The sequence below is a fragment of the Kineococcus sp. TRM81007 genome (assembly GCF_022669155.1).
In the GTDB taxonomy this organism is placed as follows: Bacteria; Actinomycetota; Actinomycetes; order Actinomycetales; family Kineococcaceae; genus Kineococcus.
Window position 1 is genome coordinate 39,253 of sequence record NZ_JALBVB010000041.1, and the last position, 19,711, is coordinate 58,963.

At 69.5% G+C, this 19,711-nt stretch carries 15 protein-coding genes; 11 read left to right on the forward strand and 4 right to left on the reverse strand.

Features of this window, described 5'->3' with window-relative positions:
* Positions 1–67 precede the first annotated feature (67 nt).
* The 11 genes from MN205_RS06330 (at position 68) to MN205_RS06380 (ending at position 15,558) form a co-directional block, all read left to right on the forward strand.
* Positions 68–664, forward strand: coding sequence for a hypothetical protein (locus MN205_RS06330; protein ID WP_242125410.1), 597 nt, complete (start codon positions 68–70; stop codon positions 662–664).
* Entirely contained in the window at positions 664–966 is a 303-nt protein-coding gene (locus MN205_RS06335) for a hypothetical protein (protein WP_242125412.1), read from the forward strand. The genes MN205_RS06330 and MN205_RS06335 overlap by 1 nt, the downstream gene beginning before the upstream one ends.
* The gene (locus tag MN205_RS06340) at positions 966–1,823 is read left to right on the forward strand and encodes a hypothetical protein (protein ID WP_242125414.1); all 858 of its coding nucleotides are present in this window, start codon (positions 966–968) and stop codon (positions 1,821–1,823) included. The genes MN205_RS06335 and MN205_RS06340 overlap by 1 nt, the downstream gene beginning before the upstream one ends.
* A 113-nt stretch (positions 1,824–1,936) precedes the next feature.
* A complete protein-coding gene (locus MN205_RS06345; RefSeq protein WP_242125585.1) occupies positions 1,937–2,998 on the forward strand; it encodes a hypothetical protein in 1,062 nt (353 codons plus the stop codon).
* On the forward strand, positions 2,995–4,530 hold the full coding sequence (locus tag MN205_RS06350; RefSeq protein ID WP_242125587.1) for an SCO6880 family protein: 1,536 nt from the start codon (positions 2,995–2,997) through the stop codon (positions 4,528–4,530). The genes MN205_RS06345 and MN205_RS06350 overlap by 4 nt, the downstream gene beginning before the upstream one ends.
* Positions 4,531–4,613: 83 nt before the next feature.
* Complete coding sequence (locus MN205_RS06355) at positions 4,614–5,999, forward strand: hypothetical protein (RefSeq protein WP_242125416.1); 1,386 nt, start codon at positions 4,614–4,616, stop codon at positions 5,997–5,999.
* A complete protein-coding gene (locus tag MN205_RS06360; protein WP_242125418.1) occupies positions 5,996–7,780 on the forward strand; it encodes a type IV secretory system conjugative DNA transfer family protein in 1,785 nt (594 codons plus the stop codon). Before MN205_RS06355 ends, MN205_RS06360 begins: the two co-directional genes overlap by 4 nt.
* Complete coding sequence (locus MN205_RS21655; RefSeq protein ID WP_242125420.1) at positions 7,777–8,226, forward strand: DUF4913 domain-containing protein; 450 nt, start codon at positions 7,777–7,779, stop codon at positions 8,224–8,226. Before MN205_RS06360 ends, MN205_RS21655 begins: the two co-directional genes overlap by 4 nt.
* 90 nt (positions 8,227–8,316) lie before the next feature.
* Positions 8,317–8,541, forward strand: coding sequence for a hypothetical protein (locus MN205_RS06370; RefSeq protein ID WP_242125422.1), 225 nt, complete (start codon positions 8,317–8,319; stop codon positions 8,539–8,541).
* A complete protein-coding gene (locus tag MN205_RS06375; protein ID WP_242125425.1) occupies positions 8,541–14,822 on the forward strand; it encodes a hypothetical protein in 6,282 nt (2,093 codons plus the stop codon). Before MN205_RS06370 ends, MN205_RS06375 begins: the two co-directional genes overlap by 1 nt.
* Complete coding sequence (locus tag MN205_RS06380; protein WP_242125428.1) at positions 14,743–15,558, forward strand: hypothetical protein; 816 nt, start codon at positions 14,743–14,745, stop codon at positions 15,556–15,558. Before MN205_RS06375 ends, MN205_RS06380 begins: the two co-directional genes overlap by 80 nt.
* A 186-nt stretch (positions 15,559–15,744) precedes the next feature.
* Here the strand turns inward: MN205_RS06380 and MN205_RS06385 are convergent, their stop codons facing one another.
* Genes MN205_RS06385 through MN205_RS06400 form a run of 4 tightly spaced genes read right to left on the reverse strand, consistent with a single transcriptional unit; the run spans position 15,745 to position 19,575 of the window.
* The gene (locus MN205_RS06385) at positions 15,745–17,103 is read right to left on the reverse strand and encodes a hypothetical protein (protein ID WP_242125429.1); all 1,359 of its coding nucleotides are present in this window, start codon (positions 17,101–17,103) and stop codon (positions 15,745–15,747) included.
* Positions 17,100–17,963 carry a DUF2637 domain-containing protein gene (locus tag MN205_RS06390; RefSeq protein WP_242125432.1) on the reverse strand — a complete coding sequence of 288 codons (864 nt, stop codon included), beginning with the start codon at positions 17,961–17,963 and terminating at the stop codon, positions 17,100–17,102. The genes MN205_RS06385 and MN205_RS06390 overlap by 4 nt, the downstream gene beginning before the upstream one ends.
* A complete protein-coding gene (locus MN205_RS06395; protein ID WP_242125434.1) occupies positions 17,960–18,478 on the reverse strand; it encodes a hypothetical protein in 519 nt (172 codons plus the stop codon). The genes MN205_RS06390 and MN205_RS06395 overlap by 4 nt, the downstream gene beginning before the upstream one ends.
* Positions 18,475–19,575 carry a helix-turn-helix domain-containing protein gene (locus tag MN205_RS06400; RefSeq protein ID WP_242125436.1) on the reverse strand — a complete coding sequence of 367 codons (1,101 nt, stop codon included), beginning with the start codon at positions 19,573–19,575 and terminating at the stop codon, positions 18,475–18,477. Before MN205_RS06400 ends, MN205_RS06395 begins: the two co-directional genes overlap by 4 nt.
* Positions 19,576–19,711: the final 136 nt, after the last annotated feature.

Sequence of the window (19,711 nt, forward strand, 5' to 3'; positions counted from 1 at the left end):
GTGACACAACCGATTGAGTTCCGCTAACGTCCGGGATATCAACTCATGTGGCTGGAGGTTATGTCCAGTGTCAACCAATGACAAGAGCAGGGAACTCGGCGAGCGTGCCGCCCTCAAGCTTCCAGAGGGGAACTTCCACGGAGCTGGTGCCCGGTCCGTTGCAGCGCAGGCGCCGTTCGGGTTTCTCGTCCCTGCCCACGGGGGATGCGGGGCAACCACCTTGGCGAACCACCCGTCGATCCGCCCAGCGCTGCGTGAGACGACACTCACGCAGTCGCTGTCGCACCAGGCCGTGGTCGACCCCGCCTACGTCGTCGTCGCCAGCGCCACGGCGTGGGGGACGAGCAGGGCGGTGCGATGCCTGCACCGACTGGAACTCGCCGGTGTGGACGGGCACGACCTGTTCCTCGTCATGGTGCGTGACGGCAGGGGACCGATGCCGGTCGCAGCCCGTGCGAGGTTGCGCCTCCTCGCGTCGGTGGTCACCGACATCGTGCTCCTGCCCCACGTTCTGCGGTGGCGCTACGACGCCGCAGAGCCCCCGTCACGGTCTGCCCGCTACGACCGCGCCGTCGACGACCTGCTGCGGCGCCTCACAAACCGCCACCCCACCACCCTGGCCGCCTCGAACGCGGCCGAACTCACGACAGGAGTCGAACAGTGATGGTTCTCGACCTCGTGCACGCCGGAGACGTCCTCGCCGTCGCTCAGGGAGCGATCCCGAACCCGCCGGCCGTGGCGCCCCCAGGCGTCGGCGACAAGATCTCCACCCTTCTGGGGTGGGGCAAGTGGGGCGGCCTCATCGCCGGCATCGTCGGCCTCATCGCCTGCGGCATCATGATGGCCGTCGGACGGCGGAACCGCTCCTCCATGGCAGCCGACGGGGCGTCCGGCATCCCCTGGGTGCTCGCCGGACTGACCGTGGTGTCGTTCTCCACGAGCATCGTGTCGGCGACGGTGGCGTGATGGTCGCCCGCGTCATCCAGCTCCGTCCCGGGGCGCCACCCGACGGTCCGCGGGAACTGACCGACGCCGACGTCGCCGCGGTCTACGCGCGACGAGCCGATACGTCACGGACACGGACCACCCACCGTCCCGCCCGTCGGCGCCTCATCGCCGCCGGTGCCGCCATCGTCGTGGGTCTGACGACGGCAGTCCTGGCGTTCCAGACCGACGACAACACGCCGAGGCTTCCGGCCCCCGCGCCCAGCGCGAGTGCCGACTCCTCCGAGCGCGAGTTGCGCTGGCAGCAGATCGACGGTGTCTGGTTCCCGGTGTCACCGGTCGCCGGCCCCACCACGCTGGACAACGAGCGCGCCGCGGGCTTCGCCGACTCCGACCTCGGCGCCGCGCTGGCGGCGGTGCACCTCGTCTACCGGGCCAGTGCAGCACCCGGCCCGTCGTCCTTCGACATCGCCCTGCGGGAGCAGGTAGCTGGTCCGGCAGCCGCGCAGCTCACCGAGTCGGTCCGCCGCGACTACGACGAAGCCCGCCGCACGGCTGGCCTGGCCGAGGGGGAACCGCTGCCGCCCGGTGCTGCGACGTTCCTCGGGTACCGAGTCTCCGCGCTGCCGGACGGCAACCGCGCCGTGCAGATCGTCGAGCAGGCGCCGGACGCCAACGGGGTCCTCCAGCCCTTCGCCTTCGACGTCGTGATGACGCGGGTGCGCAGCACCACTGCCAGTACCACGGTCGAGGACTGGAAGGTGGTGGCGCCCTCCACCGGGACGTGGAGTGCGGCGTTCAGCCAGCTCCCGAACGTGCCCGAGGACATGGTGCCCTTCTCGCCGTCGGCTCCGACCGCGTCGTTGGGGGTCCGCTGATGCCGTGCACTCCGACGACCCCGCTGGGGTGCGCAACGGACGTTGTCGGTGGGCTCGTGAGCTCCGCGGCGACGGCCGCGACCCAGTCCACCGGGAGCGCCTTCGCGGATGCGATGCGCGACGGAGCCACCTGGGTCATCAAGACGACGGTCGGCTGGTGGCTGGAGGTCCCGTCGATCGACCTCGCCGGGTCCCCGGCGGTGCAGCTGCGCGAGTACGTGTGGTGGCTCGCCATCGCCGTCGCTGCTGGCAGCGCCATCTGGCAGGGCGTGCGGATGGCCGCGACCCGGCGCGCCGAGCCCCTCCTGGACGTCGGCCGGGGTCTGGTCACGCTCGCGCTGTGGGCCGGCATCGGCATCACCGGGCCCGCTCTCGCCCTGCAGGCGGGGGACGCGTTCTCCGTCTACGTCCTCGACAAGGCCGCCAGCGGTCGCATCGCCGACCGGCTGGTCCAGCTCGCCAGCCTCACCGGGGTGAACTCGGCGGGAGCCGTCATTCTCCTGGGCCTGATCGCCATGCTAGCCGGCCTCGTCCAGGCCGTGCTGATGATCTTCCGGGAGGGGGCGGTCGTCGTCCTCGCCGGAACTCTGGTGCTCGCCGCCGCGGGCAACGCGACCCAGTTCGGCCGTCCCTGGCTGATGAAGCTCCTCGGCTGGATGCTCGCCCTCGTCTGCTTCAAGCCCGTCGCCGCGCTCGTGTACGCGACGGCGCTGGTGATGACCGGGGAGGGGACCGACCCGCGGACGGTCATCGTCGGCCTCACGATGATGGTGCTGGCCGTCGCGGCCCTGCCCGTGTTGATGAAGCTGTTCAGCTGGGCGACGGGCAGTGCCGGCCACTCCGGCAGCCTCGCCGGCGCAGCGGCGTCCGGGCTGGGGGCGACAGCTACCGGGGTCCAGGTGGGAGGCGCCCTGCGGTCCCGGTCCGGTGCTGCCGCGTCCGCCTCCACCCCGGCGACCGGTCAGGCGCAGAACATCACCCGCGACCTCGGGGCCTTCGGCGGCGGACCGACCGGGGCCGCGGCGACCGCCGGAGCTGGCGCGTCCGCAGCGGCGGGCGTCGCCGGGGTCGCCGTCGCGGCTGCCGGGAAGGCCGTCGACCTCACGAAGAAGGCCGGCAGCACCGCCGCCACCACCCTCACCGAACGCTCCGACGGGACGGACCGCAGCGCATGACCGCCACCACCGAGCCCTCGACCACCACCCGTGCCCGTGCCGCCACCGACCCGAACGGCATCCGCACGTACGGCGGCTGGCGCCGCACCCGCGGCATCGGGCTGTTCGGCCTCGGCGCCACGGCGACCCTCGTCGTCCTGGCCTGCGCCGTCGTCCCGCTCCTGGGCCTCGCCGTGAGCGTGCGGGCCGGACTGGTCCTCGCGGTCCCGTGCGCGCTCGTCGCCACCGTCACCTGCCTGCGCGTCGACGGCGTGCCGTTCAGCCATCTCGTCGTCCGCCGCTGCCAGTGGCGGTGGGCGGTCGCCCGCGGCTACACCTCCCTGCGCGCCGGCGTCGTCAGCGAGCACCCGTCCGCCTGGCAGCTCCCCGGGGTCCTCGCCTCGACGGAGCTGCTGTCCGTCGAGGACGGCCGCGGCGGCCGCTTCGGTCTGGTGCGCGACCGCTCTTCGGGGCTGCTCACCGCGACGCTGCGGTGCGCGTCCACGTCGACGTGGCTCGTCGACGGCGCGGACGCCGATGCGTGGGTGGCGAACTGGCACTCGTGGCTGGCCTCGCGGGGCTTCGACCCGCTGGTCCGCTGGGTCGCCGTGACCGTCGACACCGCTCCCGAGCCCGGGTCGACGCTGGCGCGCAACGTGACCCAGCGCCTCGACGCCGACGCACCCGCCGACGCCCGGGACCTCATGGCCGAACTCGTGGCCCGATCGCCCTCCGCGTCGGCCGACGTGGACACGCGGGTCTCCATCACCTTCGACCCCTCCCGGGCCGGCGACCGCCTCGAGGACCTCGCCGACCAGGCCGCCGAGGTGTCCCGATCCCTCGCCGGGATGGAATCCGCACTGGGGGAGTGCGGTGTCACCGTGCTCGCCCGCTGCACCGCGACCGAGCTCGCCGGGTGCGTGCGGGTGGCGTTCGACCCGGCCAGCCGCGGCGACGTCGAGTCGGTCATCGGCACCGGTACGACGGTGGAGGAGGGCGGTCCGCTGTCCTGGGAGACCGCCGGCCCCGTCGCGGCCGAGGAAGCCTGGGACCACTACCGGCACGACTCCGGCACGTCCGTGTCCTGGTCGTGGCACGAGGCCCCGCGCCAGCAGGTGACGTCGAACGTCCTCGTCCGGCTGATGTCCCCGTCGCGGTACCCCAAGCGCGTCACGATGCTCTACAAGCCGATGAGCGCCGGCTCCGCCGCCCGGATGCTCGAGGGGCAGGTGAACGCCGCCGAGTTCCGCGAGGCGTACCGGCGCAGTCAGGGCCGTGACGCGACCGCCCGCGACCAGGCCGACCACGAACGCGCCCTCGCCGCCGCCCGCGAGGAGGCGATGGGCGCCGGCGTCGTCGTCATGAGCCTCTACGTCACCGTCACCGTGACCGACCTTGACGAACTGCCCGCGGCCGTCGCCGACCTCGAGTCGCGGGCCGACCAGTCGAAGGTTCAGGTCCGCCGGCTCTTCGGCGCCCAGTCCGTCGGCTTCGCGACCACCCTGCCCGCTGGCATCTACCCGCCGTTCGTGGCGGGAAGGAGCACCCGATGAACCTCCTCCGCCCCCAACCCCGAGCCCGCGCCGTTCCACCAGCGTGGGGCTGGCGCGCACCACGTGCCGGCCGTGTGGCGCACGTGGCCAGCGCCCCCGAGTACCAGGCCACGACCGTGCAGGCGTGCGGGCTGTTCCCCTTCGTCGCCGGCTCCGGCTCGCCCTCGGTGGGCGTTCCCGTCGGCCGACACATGATGTGGGGCGAGGTCGTCTGCATGGACCCCTTCGCCTGGCTCGACGCGGGCCTCGTCACCAACCGCGGCCTCACCGTCCTCGGGCAGCCCGGCACCGGCAAGTCCGCCATGCTCAAGCGGCTGTCCCGGGGGATGCTCGCCTTCGGCGTCCGGCCGCTGTTCCTCGGCGACCTCAAACCCGACTACTCATCCGTCGTAACCGCCGCGGGTGGGCAGGTGCTGCGGGTGGGGCGTGGCCTCGACCGCATCAACCCCCTCGACGCCGGGCCGCTCGGCGCCGCGCTGACGCGCCTGTCCGGCAGCGCCGCGCAACGCCTCCGCCTGGAGGTCCGCGGACGCCGCCTGTCGGCCACCCTGGCACTCTGCTCGCTCGTCCGGCGCCACGACCGCGTCAACAACGGCGAGGAAACCGTCCTCGGTGCAGCCGTCGACCTGCTCACCGACCGCCTGCCCGACGGCGTCGACCCCACCATCCCGGATGTGCTGTGCGTCATTCGGGAGAGCCCGGACCGCCTCGTGGCCGCCGCCGAGGTGGACGACGGACCGGCCTACCGCGCCGAGACGAAGGAGCTGCGCCAGACCCTCAACCTGCTCTGCGAGGGATCGCTCAAGGGCGTGTTCGACGGCCCGACCTCTCGTCCGATCGACCTCGACGCACCCGCCGTGAGCGTCGACATCTCCGCCGTCGCCGCGTCCGGGGACACCCTCGTCGCCGCAGCGATGCTGTCGACCTGGTCCTACGGGTTCGCCGTCATCGACGCCTCCACCGCGCTGGCCGAGGCGGGCCTCGCCCCGCGCCGGCGGTACTTCGCCGTCATGGACGAGCTCTGGCGAGCCCTGCGCGGAGCGCCCGGCCTCGTCGACCACGCAGACGCCTTGACCCGCGTCTACCGCGGCCGGGACGTCGCGCACGCCATGGCCACGCACTCCCTCGACGACCTCGCTGCGCTGCCGAGCGAGGAGGACCGCTCCAAGGCCCGTGGATTCATCGAGCGCAACGCCATCACGGTCCTGGCCGGCCTGCCGCCGCGGGAGCTGGAAGAAGTCACCCGGGTCGTCTCGCTGTCCAGCCGCGAGGTGTCGATGGTCTCGTCGTGGTCGGCGCCGGAGTCCTGGCAGACCGGCGCCCGCCACCCCGGCCGCGGGAAGTACCTGCTCAAGACCGGCCAGCGTGTCGGCATCCCCGTCGAGATGGAACTCGTCGGCAACGAACCCGCCCTCTACGACACCGATAGCAGCCACCGGGCCGTTGTCCAGAGGGAGGAGGAGGCGTGAGCCGCCCGCTCGAACCCTCCGGCGGGTTCCTGCCGCCGGAGAGCCGCTTCCCGATGCTGCTCGTCGCCGCCGTCTGGGGTGGTGTCGTCCTCGCTGGCGCGGCGTGGTCGGGGGGTGCGGCCGCGAGCTGGATCACCGGGCACGGCTGGCAGGGACCGGCCTTCGGGGTGGACTTCGCACGGGCCCTCCTGACCGAGGGGCCGCCCCGGTTGTGGCCGGCGGCCCCAGCGGCCGTCGTGTGGGCGGGCGTGCTGACGGCCGTCGTCGCCGTCGTAATGCTCGGAGTGGGGCTCGTGCTCGCCTGGCGGCGGACGGTCGGTACGACCAGCCCGCACGGCCTGGCCGGACCGCGCGACCTCGCGAACCTGTTGCCGCCGGCCAGCGTGCAGCGGGCCCGGTCGCTGCGGCCGTCGCTGGCAGCCTCCGCGGAGGAACCGTCCGGGGCTGCCCTCGGGATCACCCTTGGCGTCTTGGCAGGAACGTCGCACCGGCGACGGGGCGATCGGACGGTGCGGGCGTCGTGGGAGGACGTCCTGCTGGCCGTCATGGCACCCCGGGCAGGGAAGACCACCTCCCTGGCCGTTCCGACGGTGCTGGACGCGCCCGGTGCGGTGGTGGCGACGTCGAACAAGTCCGACCTGTGGGCCGCGACCGCGACGCTGCGGGCCGCTGACACCGGCGAGGCGGTGTGGACGTTCGACCCGCAGGCCATCACCGGCACCGCGCAGACGTGGTGGTGGAACCCGCTGACGGCTGTGACGTCGGTGGAGGAGGCGTCCCGGCTGGCCGGGCACTTCGTGCAGGAGGTCCGCGGGGAGAAGTCCGCCCGCGACTTCTGGAGCTCCGCCGCGCACGACCTGCTGACCGCCCTGCTGCTGGCAGCCGCGGCGTCGCAGCGCACGCTGCACGACGTCTACGAGTGGCTCAACGACCCCGTCATCCCCACCCCGGCCGCGCTGCTGCGCGAGCACGGCTACCACGCCATCGCCGCCTCCCTCACCGGCCGGCAGAACGGTGCTCCGGAGACCCGTGACGGCGTCTACGAGACCGCCCGCACCGCGGCGCAGTGCCTGCGCGACGACGCCATCATGGCCTGGGTCACCCCACCGGCCACAGACCTGCCGCAGCTGGACACCGCCGGCTTCGCGACCTCGCGGCAGACACTGTTCCTGCTGTCCAAGGACGGGGCGGGCGCCGCCGGGCCGCTGGTGGCGGCACTGACCGACCGGGTCATGCGCGACGGGGTACGTGCCGCGGAACGCCGCGGTGGGCGACTGGACCCGCCGATGGTCGTCGTTCTCGACGAGGCCGCCAACGTGTGCCGCATCTCCGACCTGCCCGACCTGTACAGCCACCTCGGCTCCCGCGGCATCGTGCCGCTGACGATCCTGCAGTCGTACCGCCAGGGCGTGCGGGTGTGGGGGGAGACGGGCATGGACACGTTGTGGTCGGCGGCCACGGTGAAGCTGCTCGGGGCCGGCATCGACGATGCCAAGCTCGCCGAGGACGTCTCCCGCCTCATCGGCGACCACGACGTGACCGTCCGCTCCTTCTCCGACGGCGACCGCCGGCGCAGCACTTCCACGTCGCTGCGCCGCCAGCGGATCCTGCCGCCGGAAGACGTCCGGGCACTCGATCGCGGGACGGCCCTGCTGCTCGCGACGGGGCTGCGGGTGGCGAGGCTGACGTTGCTGCCGTACTACCGGGGACCGCGGGCCGCGGAGATCACTGCTGCGCTGGAGAAGGCGACCGCCGACGCCGTCACGGCGGGTCCGCGGTGAGCGGCGCACTTGCCGACGGTGAGCCGGACTGGGCTGCTGAGGAGACGGCGGCCCGCATCGCTCGCCTCGAGCTGCGTGTCGACGAGCTCGACGCCCTGTTCCCTGAGCCTGGCGGTCAGCCCGCCCGGACCGGTGTGCCCGTCGCCTACGACAGCCTGGACGCGTGGGTGGAGGACTACTTCGCCACCACCTTCACGCGCCCGCTCGGTGGGGAGTGGCGCTGGTGCGCCCGCTGGCGCGAGCACCCCGAGGCCGTCGTCCGGCTGAATGCGCTGTGGCACGCGTTCGAGGCGCTGCGCCGCGACCCGGACACCGGCATGGCGATCTGGCTCCGTGATCACCTCGACCATCAGCTCACCGTTCTGCTGGGGTCGAGGGGGCCGTTCGCGCAGTGCTCGATCACACGACACGAGGGGCTGCGCCCTTTACCCATCGATGCGATCTAAGACGAGTCCGTAAGGCTAGGGCGCTACGCGATCGAGTGGTGCTGCTGACACAATCAGCACATGTCGCCGCTTGCCCCCAGGCTCCATGTCTTGGCCACCGCTTACGCGGGCGCTCACACCTTGAGTAAGGACGACATGGAGAGCGCCGAGACCTATGTGCGCATCCAGGCGATGAAGAATCTCTTTTCGGCGCCCACCACCGTCCGCAAGGATAACGCTATTGCGTCGACGGTCCTATGGGACGACAGCAAGCCGAAGCTCGGCTTGCTTCCTGAAAAATGCATGCGCCCGCTTCGCGAGATTGCTCTAAATTGATGGCACAGGCGGATCTTCTCAGGGATAGTCGAGATGGAGATCAGTTCCACTACCACTGGGCTGCCCGGCAAGCCCTTCGACTGTTGCAGCCTGGTACCGACCTAGCCGCCATCGTCATCGAGGGCGTTTCCACTGACGATACGGCCGATACGAGCGGCGATGAGGTAGTCGATCTCGCCGAGTACTGGGGGTCCCTTGCCCTCGGCAGCGCAACCAAAGTCATCTACAAACAACTGAAGCACTCCACCGAGGCCCCTGACAAGGAACGCACCTCTTCATACCTCCGAAAAACCCTGATCGGATTTGCCAAGAAGTATCGATCGGTGCTGGAGGAGTATCCAAGCGCCGCCGATCGGGTGTGGTTCGAGTTCGTATCCGTACCTCCGCTCGCTGACCAGGTAAGGACAGCGCTGGAAGACATCCAAACAGGACGGGATGCACTCGCCCCTCGCGCCGCTCAATACATCCGAGAACAACTAGGAACGTCACTGACCGACGAGCAGTCGCGCTCCTTCGTTAGTCGGCTTATTCTCCGCGACCGTGAACCCGGGCTCGTAAGCCTGCGCCAGGAACTTCGATCCCAGGTTTCGTCGTTCCTACCCGGAGCTGCTGCAGCGCACGATCTGCTTTTGCGGGAAATGGTTTCGACCCGCGCATCGTCCATCGCAGGCTTCGATCCCATCATCACCCGCACGACCGTCCTGAGCACTCTTCAAGCAACTGAAGATGATCTTCTTCCTGCGCCGAACTTGATCGACACCCCTGCACCAGTGATCGAGCTGCCGCAGGTCGCCGAGTTGGCGCAGATTCTCGTCGACGCGTCAGCGCCGGTGCTGGCTCACGCCACCGGGGGCATGGGCAAGAGCGTGCTTGCGTCAACCATCGGAGGCTCGCTACCGCGAGGGTCGGTGACACTGGTCTACGACTGCTTCGGCGCTGGGACGTACCGCCGGCTGAGCAGTAGGCGGCACGAACACCGCCAAGCCTTTTTGCAACTTTCCAACGAGCTGGCCGCGAAAGGCCTGTGCGGACCGGTTCTTCCGTCGGACACCGCGAACTCACGCGCCTACATGCGGATCTTTCTGGATCGAGTCGCCACCGCCGCACGTACCGTGGCCGAGAATTCGCCTGAAGCGATCCTCCTTCTGGTCATCGACGCTGCCGACAACGCGGTGATGGCAGCTGGCGATGCCGGTACCGCAGCGTTCGTCTCTGACCTCATCCGAGAAGACCTCCCTTCATGCACCCGCCTCCTCATCCTGTGCCGGACCGAGCGCCGGAGCCTGCTGAACCCGCCGCCCGCCTGCATCGATGTGCCTCTGCGCGGCTTCAACGAGGAGCACAGTACCGCTCACCTGACGAGCCGCTTCGGTCCGGCAAGTAAAGCCGACGGCGCAGAATTCCATCGCCTCACCCATGGCAACCCGCGGGTGCAGGCCCTGGTGATGCAGAACGCATCGAGCGTCGAGAGTGTCTTGCAATCCCTGGGGGAAGTGCAGCACGACGGTAGCGACCTCTTCGCGGACCTGATGACGCGCAGACTGAATGAGATCCGAGAGGAGTTCGGTGGAGCGGCCGACCAGATCGACCGCCTCTGCCGAGCCATGGCAGCGCTGCGTCCTCGCATTCCCGTCGACGTACTCGCCGCGATCGCCGGCGTCGAGCCGACGTTCATCCGCTCCTTCGCCGCCGAGTTCGACCGATCCATATTCTTCGATCAGGACACCGTTCAGTTCCGAGACGAGCCGACCGAGACGTGGTTCCGTTCCACATTTCGTCCAAGCAGAGACGCGCTGCTGTCCTTGATCGGAGACGTCCGCCCGCTCGCCGAAGTGCACCCGTACCTGTCGGCGACACTGCCTCAGTTGCTCTACGAGGCAGGTCTGGTCCGAGAGCTCGTGGATCTAGCCTTGTCATCCGACGGTCTGGCCGCCGCAAGTGACTTAGAGCAACGCGAGATCGCTCACCAGCGCGCTCAGTTCGCCCTCAAGGCCGCGCTGCGCGACGGCCGCGAGGTTGATGCCGCCCGACTTGCATGGACCGCTGGTGGCTTGCACGCCGGGGAGACGCGTCGCGTGAAGCTCATCAGGGGCAACACGGACCTGGCTGGGGAGTTCCTCGACGGGGAGACCATCGACTCCCTCCTGGCAGGCCGAGCGCTGGCTGGCGAGTGGCCGGGCTCGCACTTGCACATGGAAGGAGCCTTGCTGGCCGCCACCGGTGATGTACACCTGGCCAGGAACCGTTTGCGCAGCGCTCAGGACTGGATGCGGCAGTGGATCCGGCAGGCCGTCGCCAGGGGCGAAGATCATAAAGTCTCCGACGACGACATCGCCGAGCTCGCCTACGGAATCCTAACCGTCTCCGGTGCAGCTGCGTGTGTGGACTTCCTGGGCGCCTGGTCCCCCTCGTGGGTGGCGTATCAAGTGGGACGGCGAGTTGCGGGCCGCCTCGTCGATCGCAACAAGGTCGGAGAGCTCGAGGAGCTCGCCGTCGCCGCAGGCAAGGTCGAGCGCCTGCAGCTCGCGGTGGTCAGTGTCGCGCTCGAAGCAGGCGTCCTGCTGGGACCCGCAGCGGTTCGGCGCACGATCCGGATGCTCAAGAAGCACCGCGCTCCGATCAACCTCGGCGCCGAGGAGCTCACCGGACTCGGTGCTGGCCACCGCGCTGGCATGGGCGCACTCCCCATCGCATGGGTTTTGAGTTTAGGTACGCGCCACGGTGTGGTGGACATGACGCAAGCCCGTAGAATCATAATGCGGTATTTGCCCGCGACTTTGGGCCACGATGCCGGTAGCTGGTTCGACCACGGTGCAGGAACACGAGGCCTGTTGTTCGCCTTCACCCTCGACTCGGTGCTGCGCGATGAAGAGCTCGATGTCTCATCCATCGCCCCGCCAGGCGTGCGCAAGGATTGGAAGGCGAGCGGAGCACCCCGCACCCGCCAACTGGCGGACTTCACCTCCAACGTCCTTCCTCTCACTCGGTGGATGAGGCTGTACGTGGAAGCGGTCACCAGAGAGGCACCCGACGCAGCTGCACTTTCAAGCCAGTTCGACGCTCTCGCCGGGGCTGATTTCAAGACCTACGGTGACTACGAGACTCCGCGTCTGCTGATCAACAGCATCGCCCGCCTCGCTGTCCGTCTCCTGTCCCAGCTGCCAGTACGCGTCGAGCGCAATGACTTCTTCAATCGTTGGGCGACTGAAAACTTCCGGCACCTCACCTGGGCCACGGTCATTGACGTGGTGCGCATCAGCTCACGCTGCGAGGACTTGCACGAGCTGAACGTGGAGCTGGCTGCTCTGCTGCGCGACGCGTTGCAGAGAGATGACTCACCGGCCGAAGAACGCTATGAAGCGCTGGTGTCCCTCGCGCGAGCCACCTACGCGTTCGATCCGGAGGAGTCGCGTGCCGACTTCGACAGGGCGCTGGAGATCACCTCCCGCCTCGGGGAGGACGTGCACGACCGCTGGAGGGCTCTGGGGCGCATCGCCGAGCACGCGTGCGGTTCCCAGGAGCAGCCGGCACAGGCTTACCGCCTGGCGCAAGTCGCTGAAAGCCTGCAGTCCTACCTGGGTGGGGACTCCACCGTCGCGATCGACGTGCTCCCCCAGATTCAGGGGTTTAGCGCTGCCGCCGGTGTCGCGATAGCCGCACGCTGGCGCGACCGCCGGGTGGCATCCCTTGGCCAGCTCGCGCGCGCTTTGACCAGCAGTGACGCTGCTCCCACCAGCGCTGACCCGCGGTGGGCCCTGGGCATGCTCCCGATGGGAGCTGAAGTCAGCCACGCCCACCTCAACAGACTTGGCCCGCCTGGGAGTGCAGCACGCGCGGATGCTGAGGCTGTGATCGATGAGTGGTTCCGGCCCCTCAAGTCCAGTGGATCAGCGATGAGCTCCACTGCACTCGGCGGAACCGCCGACTCATCTCACATCACCGCGGATGCTTTTAGATCGGATCCCGAGGAGCTTCTGACTGCTGAGCTGTTCGCCGACTTCGACCTGACCACACCCGCCAGTTGGGACGCTGCAGTACGCGTGGCCGGTGATGGTAGGCGCGAGTGGCTTCGTAAGGAGCTGCTGTTGGACCACGCCGCGAGATGTCCGCTAAACAGGTTGAGGACGGTGCTTGAGGCAGCCGCGGACTCATCCCTGATGCAGCCCCATGACTACAACGGGGTCATCGAGCGGCTCGCCGCGCGACCTGGCCGACTGCCGCAAGCAGCGCGTGGAGCAGTTGCACAGCTGATCGACCGGCTTGTCGAGCGATTCGCCAAGAAGATGACCGCGAGCGGGTACGACCCGATCGATCTTCAGGCTGTCGAGTCGCTGTGTGGCCGTACGCCTGCCTCGGTGGGTGCGGAGGCGCTCCGCCAGCTCGGCTCCGTGCCCGAGCTGCTCACCTCGCGCGAGTGCTACGAGCTCGTCGCCCGGTTGACTAGCCGGGCACACCCGTCAGACAACGCTGCGGTTCTGACCGATGCGCTCGAGAGCTTTTCGCAGGTCGCAGCCGCTGACGCGTGCGACGGATCCTTCGAGCACCTACCTGTTCCTCCTGAAGACCTGGCCGTGTGCATCGCAGCGTTCGTGTGGTGCGCCGCTGGCGACCCCGCGAAGACCACGCGCTGGAACGCTGCGCACACCATCCGGCTCTGGGTGGCCCTTGGCTGTACGGACCTGGTGGAGTCGCTGGTGCGTTGCGCCATCGGTGACGTGGACGTGACTGCGTTCGTCGGGTCAGGTCTCGTCTTCTACGACAAGCACGCGCTGATGTGGACCGTAATGGCCCTGGCGCGCGCCTGTGATGATCACCGGTCCCTCGCCAGTCTGATCAAGGTGACACCGCTGGTTCCCTTGCTGCACCGCATCATTTTCACTGATCCTCCGAACGCTGTGTTGCAGCACAGCGCTCGCGACGTGCTAAGGCGCTTGCACGAGGTCGGTGACATCGCCCTGACACCGGAAGAGCTCCAGCACCTGATTACGATCAATCGTCCTGCTGTGATCGTCGAAGAGCAGTATGGATCGCGACCCATGGCGACGTCGGTGCGGCTGGACGGACCTAGCACCGCCGCGGACCCGTCGTTAGCCGGTGAGAAACCACAACTGTCAGGGAGGTCGGAGGCTGACACGCGCTTCTCGTTCTTCATGGACTTCCAAGATCACTGGTGTGGTCAGCTGGGTCGTGCCTTCGGCGTCACCGGCCAGCGCGTCCTGCAGCTGGTCGACGAGGTAATCGTCGACAGGTGGAGATCGCCGTTCAGGGGTGGCATTGACGACGACCACCGCCATGGGCTGAAGTTGTACGGCGACGGCGGCACGTATGTGCACAAGTTCAGCTGGCCCGAAGAGGAAGATCTCGACTTCTACCTCGCCCTTCACGCCCTCTACCAAGTCGCCGGACACCTCGCACGCCACTACCCGGTCTATCGGTCGTCGAAGGACGACCGGGACGACTTCGCGCAGTGGCTCGACGACCACGTCCCCACTCGCCACGACGGACGGTGGGTCTTCGACCGCCGCGACCCCGTGCCGGCCCATCTCGCGCGCACCGACCCCTCCTCGCAGGCCGGTTCTTCCGAGCTGAGCAGGAGTGAGTGGCTCTGCGACGTCCCTGCGTCTCGGTTCACCCCAATTCTCGCGCCCAGCGACGGGTGGGTGACCCTCGACGGGAACTGGACCGCGACCTTCTGGGACCGCTACGAAACGGTGACGGTACGCAGCGCACTCGTCGAGCAGGGTGTTGCTCGCGCTCTCGTGGCCGCCCTTCGCACCGCACCCGACCTGCACGCCATCCACTTGCCGAGCGAATCCGACCACGATGACATCCCTACTGATCTTGCTAAGCACTACTGCGTCTTGGACGCCGTCGAAGACAGCCACCCGGGTGCAGGCATCGACACCCATGACCCGAACGCGGCCGGCATCAACTGGCCCCCCACGCGGCCGTCCGGCACGGTCGTCGCAGCGCTGGAGCTCACCGCGGATCGCGACCTGCGCGAATGGGGGAACGCACGAGGACATCAGGTCACGACATCAGTGTGGAGCACCGGGTCCGAGCGGGGTTCCTCCGGACACCGGATCCAGATCCGCGGTTCAGCGCTAGCGCAACTGCTGACCAGCGAGCAGCGCGCTCTCATCGTCTCGATCAGGATCAGCAGAAGCATCGACAGCAGGTACCGACCCGCGGACGAGGACGATGCCACGCAAGCTCGCCAACCCCACATCAAGTTCTTCCTCCTTCGAGCAGACGGGACCGACGTTGAGTTCGTCGACTGACAAGATCCTTGAACTCGGCAAGCAACTGGCCGCTGCCATGGAGGATTGGGACGTCCTGGGGCGCTGGATGGCGCACTACGTCGCTGAACTGATCGTCACTGCGGATGAAGCGAGCGGCGAGCACGAAGCTCTAGCAGCGAAATCCCGAGCAGCTCAGGAGATCCGCTTACTATGGTCCCACCGTGCAGCGATGCGCCGACCTTACCCGATGGAGAACTTTGATCGAATCCTCACTGCTTTGGACCATCTTGAAGATCCCACGGCCCGAAGCCCTTTGAGACGTTACTTCGGTGACGATGCGCCGAGTGAGGCTGACCTCAGGATGACGCCGCTCTTAGAGATCGCCGTCCACCTCGACGAAGAAATCAGCGCTGTCATCGCCTGCTTGATTGCTGAAGCGGCCGCCACCGCGGAGAACGCGGAGGCACGCTGGGTGCCGGCCGCGGTAGAGCTCGAGGAGGTCCAGCGAAGGCTAGCCCTACGCAAGCTGAGATCGATGGTCCGCCGCAGTCATCTGGGGACACGAGAACAGCCGCTGGCTCTCGACACCTACACAGCTGGAATAGCGCCAGCCGACGAGGCGGCCACCGACGAGGCATTGGTCGATGAATCAGCGAACGAGCAACTGGACCAGGAGAACACTGCCGCCAGGAAAGAAGCCTTGATGGAAGCGCTCGACCAAGTGATCGAGACGTTGAGCCAGCTGCGATCCACCGTATCTGATACGGCCTCGTAGGCATGCCTGAGGCTCTTTTCATTACGGCCTGCGGAGTAGTCGCGGTGGCTCGAGGCTGCGGCCATGGCCAAGGATGGAGCGCCAACCTTCCGATGGCGACGTCGGTTGCTTCGAACCAAGCTGATGGCCCACTGAGGCGTTGTCAGTAGCGGCGCGATCAGCCGCTATTGACAGTTCCTCACTCTGCTACTTGCCTATGCTGCTAATCTTGTGACCCTTTTCGCCAAGGAATGAGTTGCGGCGAGCGCGTGTGGCATTTTTGTCCTGGAGTGAAGATGTAAGATGGCGCTGATTATTCCCGTCGAATTTCTTTCGGGTATCGACCAGGTGCTCGACGGTGTCGAGTACCTCGACGACAATCGAGGTGAGGTCGTTCGCTCGGCTGATCGGGTTTCTGATGAGGGCACGCGCTGCAACTATCACATGATCGTGTCTCGCGGCCTTGGGTCTGCGCGAAGCGCGTGACACGCGATCAAGGTGATCGGCTCGCTGCGTCAAGGGCCCTCCCCGGATTCCTTCGAGAGAGCGGGCAAGGACGAGTGCCAGGGTGATCGCCGAGCGGCGGATGTGTTGGATGTCGTTCGGCGCGTAGTGACCGGCGCGCAGTCGGCGGATCGTGGAGCGAAGCGCCACGACGTGCCGCTCGAAGTCCTCGTTGCTGAAGTCAGTGGTGATTCCCTTGGCGGTTCTCCTCACGCCGGGCGGCTTCGTCCACCGCTGCTCAAGGCGGCTCAGGCTGAGGTCGGCGGCGAGCTTGGACCCGCCGAACCACACCGGCGCGCCCGAACTGTTGTGGTCGCCCGGGCGGGCGACGGAGTAGCCCGTCACCTGGCCGGGGTCCTGGGTGCTGTAGCGGGGGCGGACGAGCAGACCGACGCGGCGCAGTCGGTCGAAGAAGTCCGCGGGACCGTCGGCGGCGACCGCGGCGAGGCGGACCTCGCGGCGCAGGAAGTCGCGACTGGTCTCGCGCCGGCCCGCGCGCTGGTGCTTCTCGGTCTCGGCGCGGGTGGGAAGGCGGGGGCCGGTGCGGTCGCGGGGTGCGGTGCGCCGCAGGTCGTAGTGGACTTCGAGGTCTCGGCAGGCGGCACCGACGGCGTAGAAGTCGTTGCGGGTGCGCGCGGGCTGGCCGTCTTGGCGGGCGAGGGTGACGGCGAGGTGGATGTGGTCCTCGGCGTGGCGGACGGCGACCCACCGGCACCCGTCGGCGTCGTCGCGCGGGGCGAGGCCGACGCGGTCGAGGACGGTGCGGGCGACGTGGTCCCACTCGGCGTTGCTCAGCTGGCGATCCTCTGGAGCCAGACGTAGGGAGCAGTGCCACACGCTCGTCGACGGCTGGCGCACGAGGGCGGCCAGCGGCTGGTCGAGCAGGTCGGCGAGCGGGCGGACGTCGTGCCGGCCGCCACGGAAAGCGGGTTCCAGCGCCTGCAGGTCATCGCTCCAGGCGGCGACGAGATGCGGGTCGGTGTGCTCGTTGGTGCGGCCGGGGCCGTACAGGTACCACAGCAGCTTGCGGACGCCGTTGCCCTTGGTGACCTTGCCAATCACGGCGTGGCTGCCTCGTCGGGCACGGCGAGCTGCTCGCGGGCCTCCTGCCGGATGCGCTGGGCGGTACGCACCGAGACGGGGAAACCGGCAGCGTCCAGTGCCTGCGCCAGGGCGGCCGCGGTGACGTCCGGCTGGTCGCGGACGATCGCCGCGGCGACGGAGAGGCGGTCCGCCTTCCCGGATGTGCTGGGTCGCGGGCGGGAAGGGTGTTCCGGTGCTGTCGGCTGAGGGAGCGGGCGCGGCAGCGCTGCCTCTGCGGCGGGTAGCGGCGTGGGCTCGGGGCGCGCAACGGCGGGTGCAGGCTCCGCGGGGTCGGTGAGGACGCTGGTGCGCCAGGTCGTCCACGTCTGCCGGGGCGCCAGAGCCCACCGCACGGGGCGGAAGCGCGCGTCGGTGGCGTCACTGCCGCGCTCACGCAGGGCCTGGCGGCGGGCGGCGGTGACGACGGTCTCGAAGCACACGACGAACATCGCCGAGGGCACCGCGTGCAGGAGCCGGCCGACGAGGTGGGGGGAGGAGGCGCCGTTGGCGAGCACGGTGGCGATCGACAGGATCAGGACGAGGGCGCGCAGCACCGGCGCGGTGCGCCCGGCGCGGGCGGCCAGCAGCACCTTCAAGCTGAGCACGACGATCCCCACGTCGAAGGACAGCGGGACGACCGGCGCCAGCCAGCCCGGGAACTGCCCGACCTCGACGGCCAGGTCGCGCAGGGTCGTGTAGCTGGAGACGAACCCGGTGACGATGAGCACCGCCACCCCGACGCCGGCGGCGCGTTCGGCGAGCACGTCGAACGACGCGGCCGGGGAACGGGACGCCGAGGCGCGGTGGGTGAGCCAGTCGTCGGCGTTCGCGGTGCTCACGAGGTCGGTCCTTCCTGCGGACGGGGCTGATCGGGGGTGGTGCGCCGGCGTGCCGGGCGCTGCGCGGAGCGGGTGGCGGCGGCGAGCTGCTGCGCGCTCTCGTCGAGGCGCTGCACCGCACGGCTGGTGAGGGCGACCGCGTCGGCCAGCCACACCGGCGGCTCGCCGAGCCCGTTGAGCTGGGCGACGGCCTGGTTGACGTTGGTGGCGAACCGGCGGACCTGGGTGCGGGCGTTCATCACCTCCACCAGCGCCGCCCGAAGGGGAGCGGTCGAGGGTGGGTCGGCGGCGCGGGAAGCCGCCAGGGCGGCCTCGGCGACGTAGCCGGTCACGGTGAGGCCGGCCAGGCGGGCGGCGGCGGCCAGGTCGGCGTACTCGCCCTCGGTGTAGCGCAGCTGCACCTGCCGGGAGCGGCCCGGGTAGGCGTGCACGCGGTCACGGCCGGGGGAGCGGCGCCGCCGCGGCGCACCGCTCGGGCCGTCGCCAGTGGGAGTGGTGTGGGTCTCCTCGCTCACCGGGTGGGCCCCTGCCGGTCGAGGATCTGGCAGGCCCGGCGCACGACGGTGGAGCGGGTCACCGGCATCCCCTCGGCGGCCAGCTCCCGGCGGGCGCTGGCCTGGATCGCGGGGCGTCGTCCGCCGAGCTCGGCCAGGCGCTCCTCCAGCCCGGCCAGCTCGGCGGCAGCCTGCGGATCGGCAGCCGCCGCGGCGGCGCGCGGGTCGACGTCCCACCACGGCCCGGCCTCGGCCAGGCGCATCGGCGACTGCGTCTGCGGGTCGGCCGCGACGGCCAGCAGCGCCGGTACGGCTGCTTCCGCCGGCCAGCCGCGACCACGCACCGCCAGGTGCAGGGCCGCGGCGAGGCAGTGCTCGGCCCAGCGGTTCGTGGGCTTGCCCAGCGCCCGACGGGCGTTCTGACACCGCCCCGTGAGGTCGCTCAGGTCCGTGATGCCGCAGTCGGACAGCAGTGCAGCAGCTCCCTCCTCCACCTCCCGCCGGCCCGCCCGCGCCGACGGCGCAGCGGGGGCAGGGGGAGGAGAGGTGCTCTGGGTAGAGAACTCTGGGTCGTGCCGCACATCTGCGGCCACCCTCCCCGCAGGAGCGCGGCCAGGGGTGGCCGCAGTCGCGCGGCCACCGGTAGCCGCAGGAGTGCGGCCACCGATCTCCTCGTCGACGGTGGCCGCATCCGTGCGGCCACCCGGGGTCTGCGACGCGGTCTCGGTCCGGGTGGCCGCGGATCCGCGGCCACCCTCCGCGGCGCCGTCCAGCGCCGGCGGGGAGGTGCGCACGTGGTAGCGGTTGGTGAGGTTCTGCTGGCCGTTGCGGCGGTGCTCGACGCGGACGATGCCGGCGTCGACGAGGGCCCGCATCGCGCGGTCGACGGCGTCGACGGAGCGGTTCATCCGCCGCGCCAGCGTCGCGCGCGAGGGCATCCGGGTGCCGGAGGAGCCGCCGTAGCGCAGCAGTAGGGAGTACAGGCGGAACGAGGAGTCGGGGATCTTCGCGTCGATGACCCACTCCGGGACCAGGGCGAAGCGGGGTTCCTCGATGACGAGGGAGGTGTCGTCGGGGGCGGGACGCGGCGCGTCGGGGGTCGGTGGGCGGTTGCTCAAGGGGATCTCCGCGGGCATCACGAGGGCAGCCGCGGTGCGGGCGGGGGACTCCGGCAGGAGGGGACCTTGCGCTCACACCGCGCTAACGGATGCGCCGGGACCGCCCGGCCACGACGGCCGGGACGGCACCAGGCGA

Coding starts and splice junctions, on each gene's coding strand:
- MN205_RS06335 (WP_242125412.1), top strand. CDS start 664: ATGGTTCTCGACCTCGTGCACGCCGGAGACGTCCTCGCCGTCGCTCAG.
- MN205_RS06340 (WP_242125414.1), top strand. CDS start 966: ATGGTCGCCCGCGTCATCCAGCTCCGTCCCGGGGCGCCACCCGACGGT.
- MN205_RS06345 (WP_242125585.1), top strand. CDS start 1,937: ATGCGCGACGGAGCCACCTGGGTCATCAAGACGACGGTCGGCTGGTGG.
- MN205_RS06350 (WP_242125587.1), top strand. CDS start 2,995: ATGACCGCCACCACCGAGCCCTCGACCACCACCCGTGCCCGTGCCGCC.
- MN205_RS06375 (WP_242125425.1), top strand. CDS start 8,541: ATGGCACAGGCGGATCTTCTCAGGGATAGTCGAGATGGAGATCAGTTC.
- MN205_RS06380 (WP_242125428.1), top strand. CDS start 14,743: ATGCCACGCAAGCTCGCCAACCCCACATCAAGTTCTTCCTCCTTCGAG.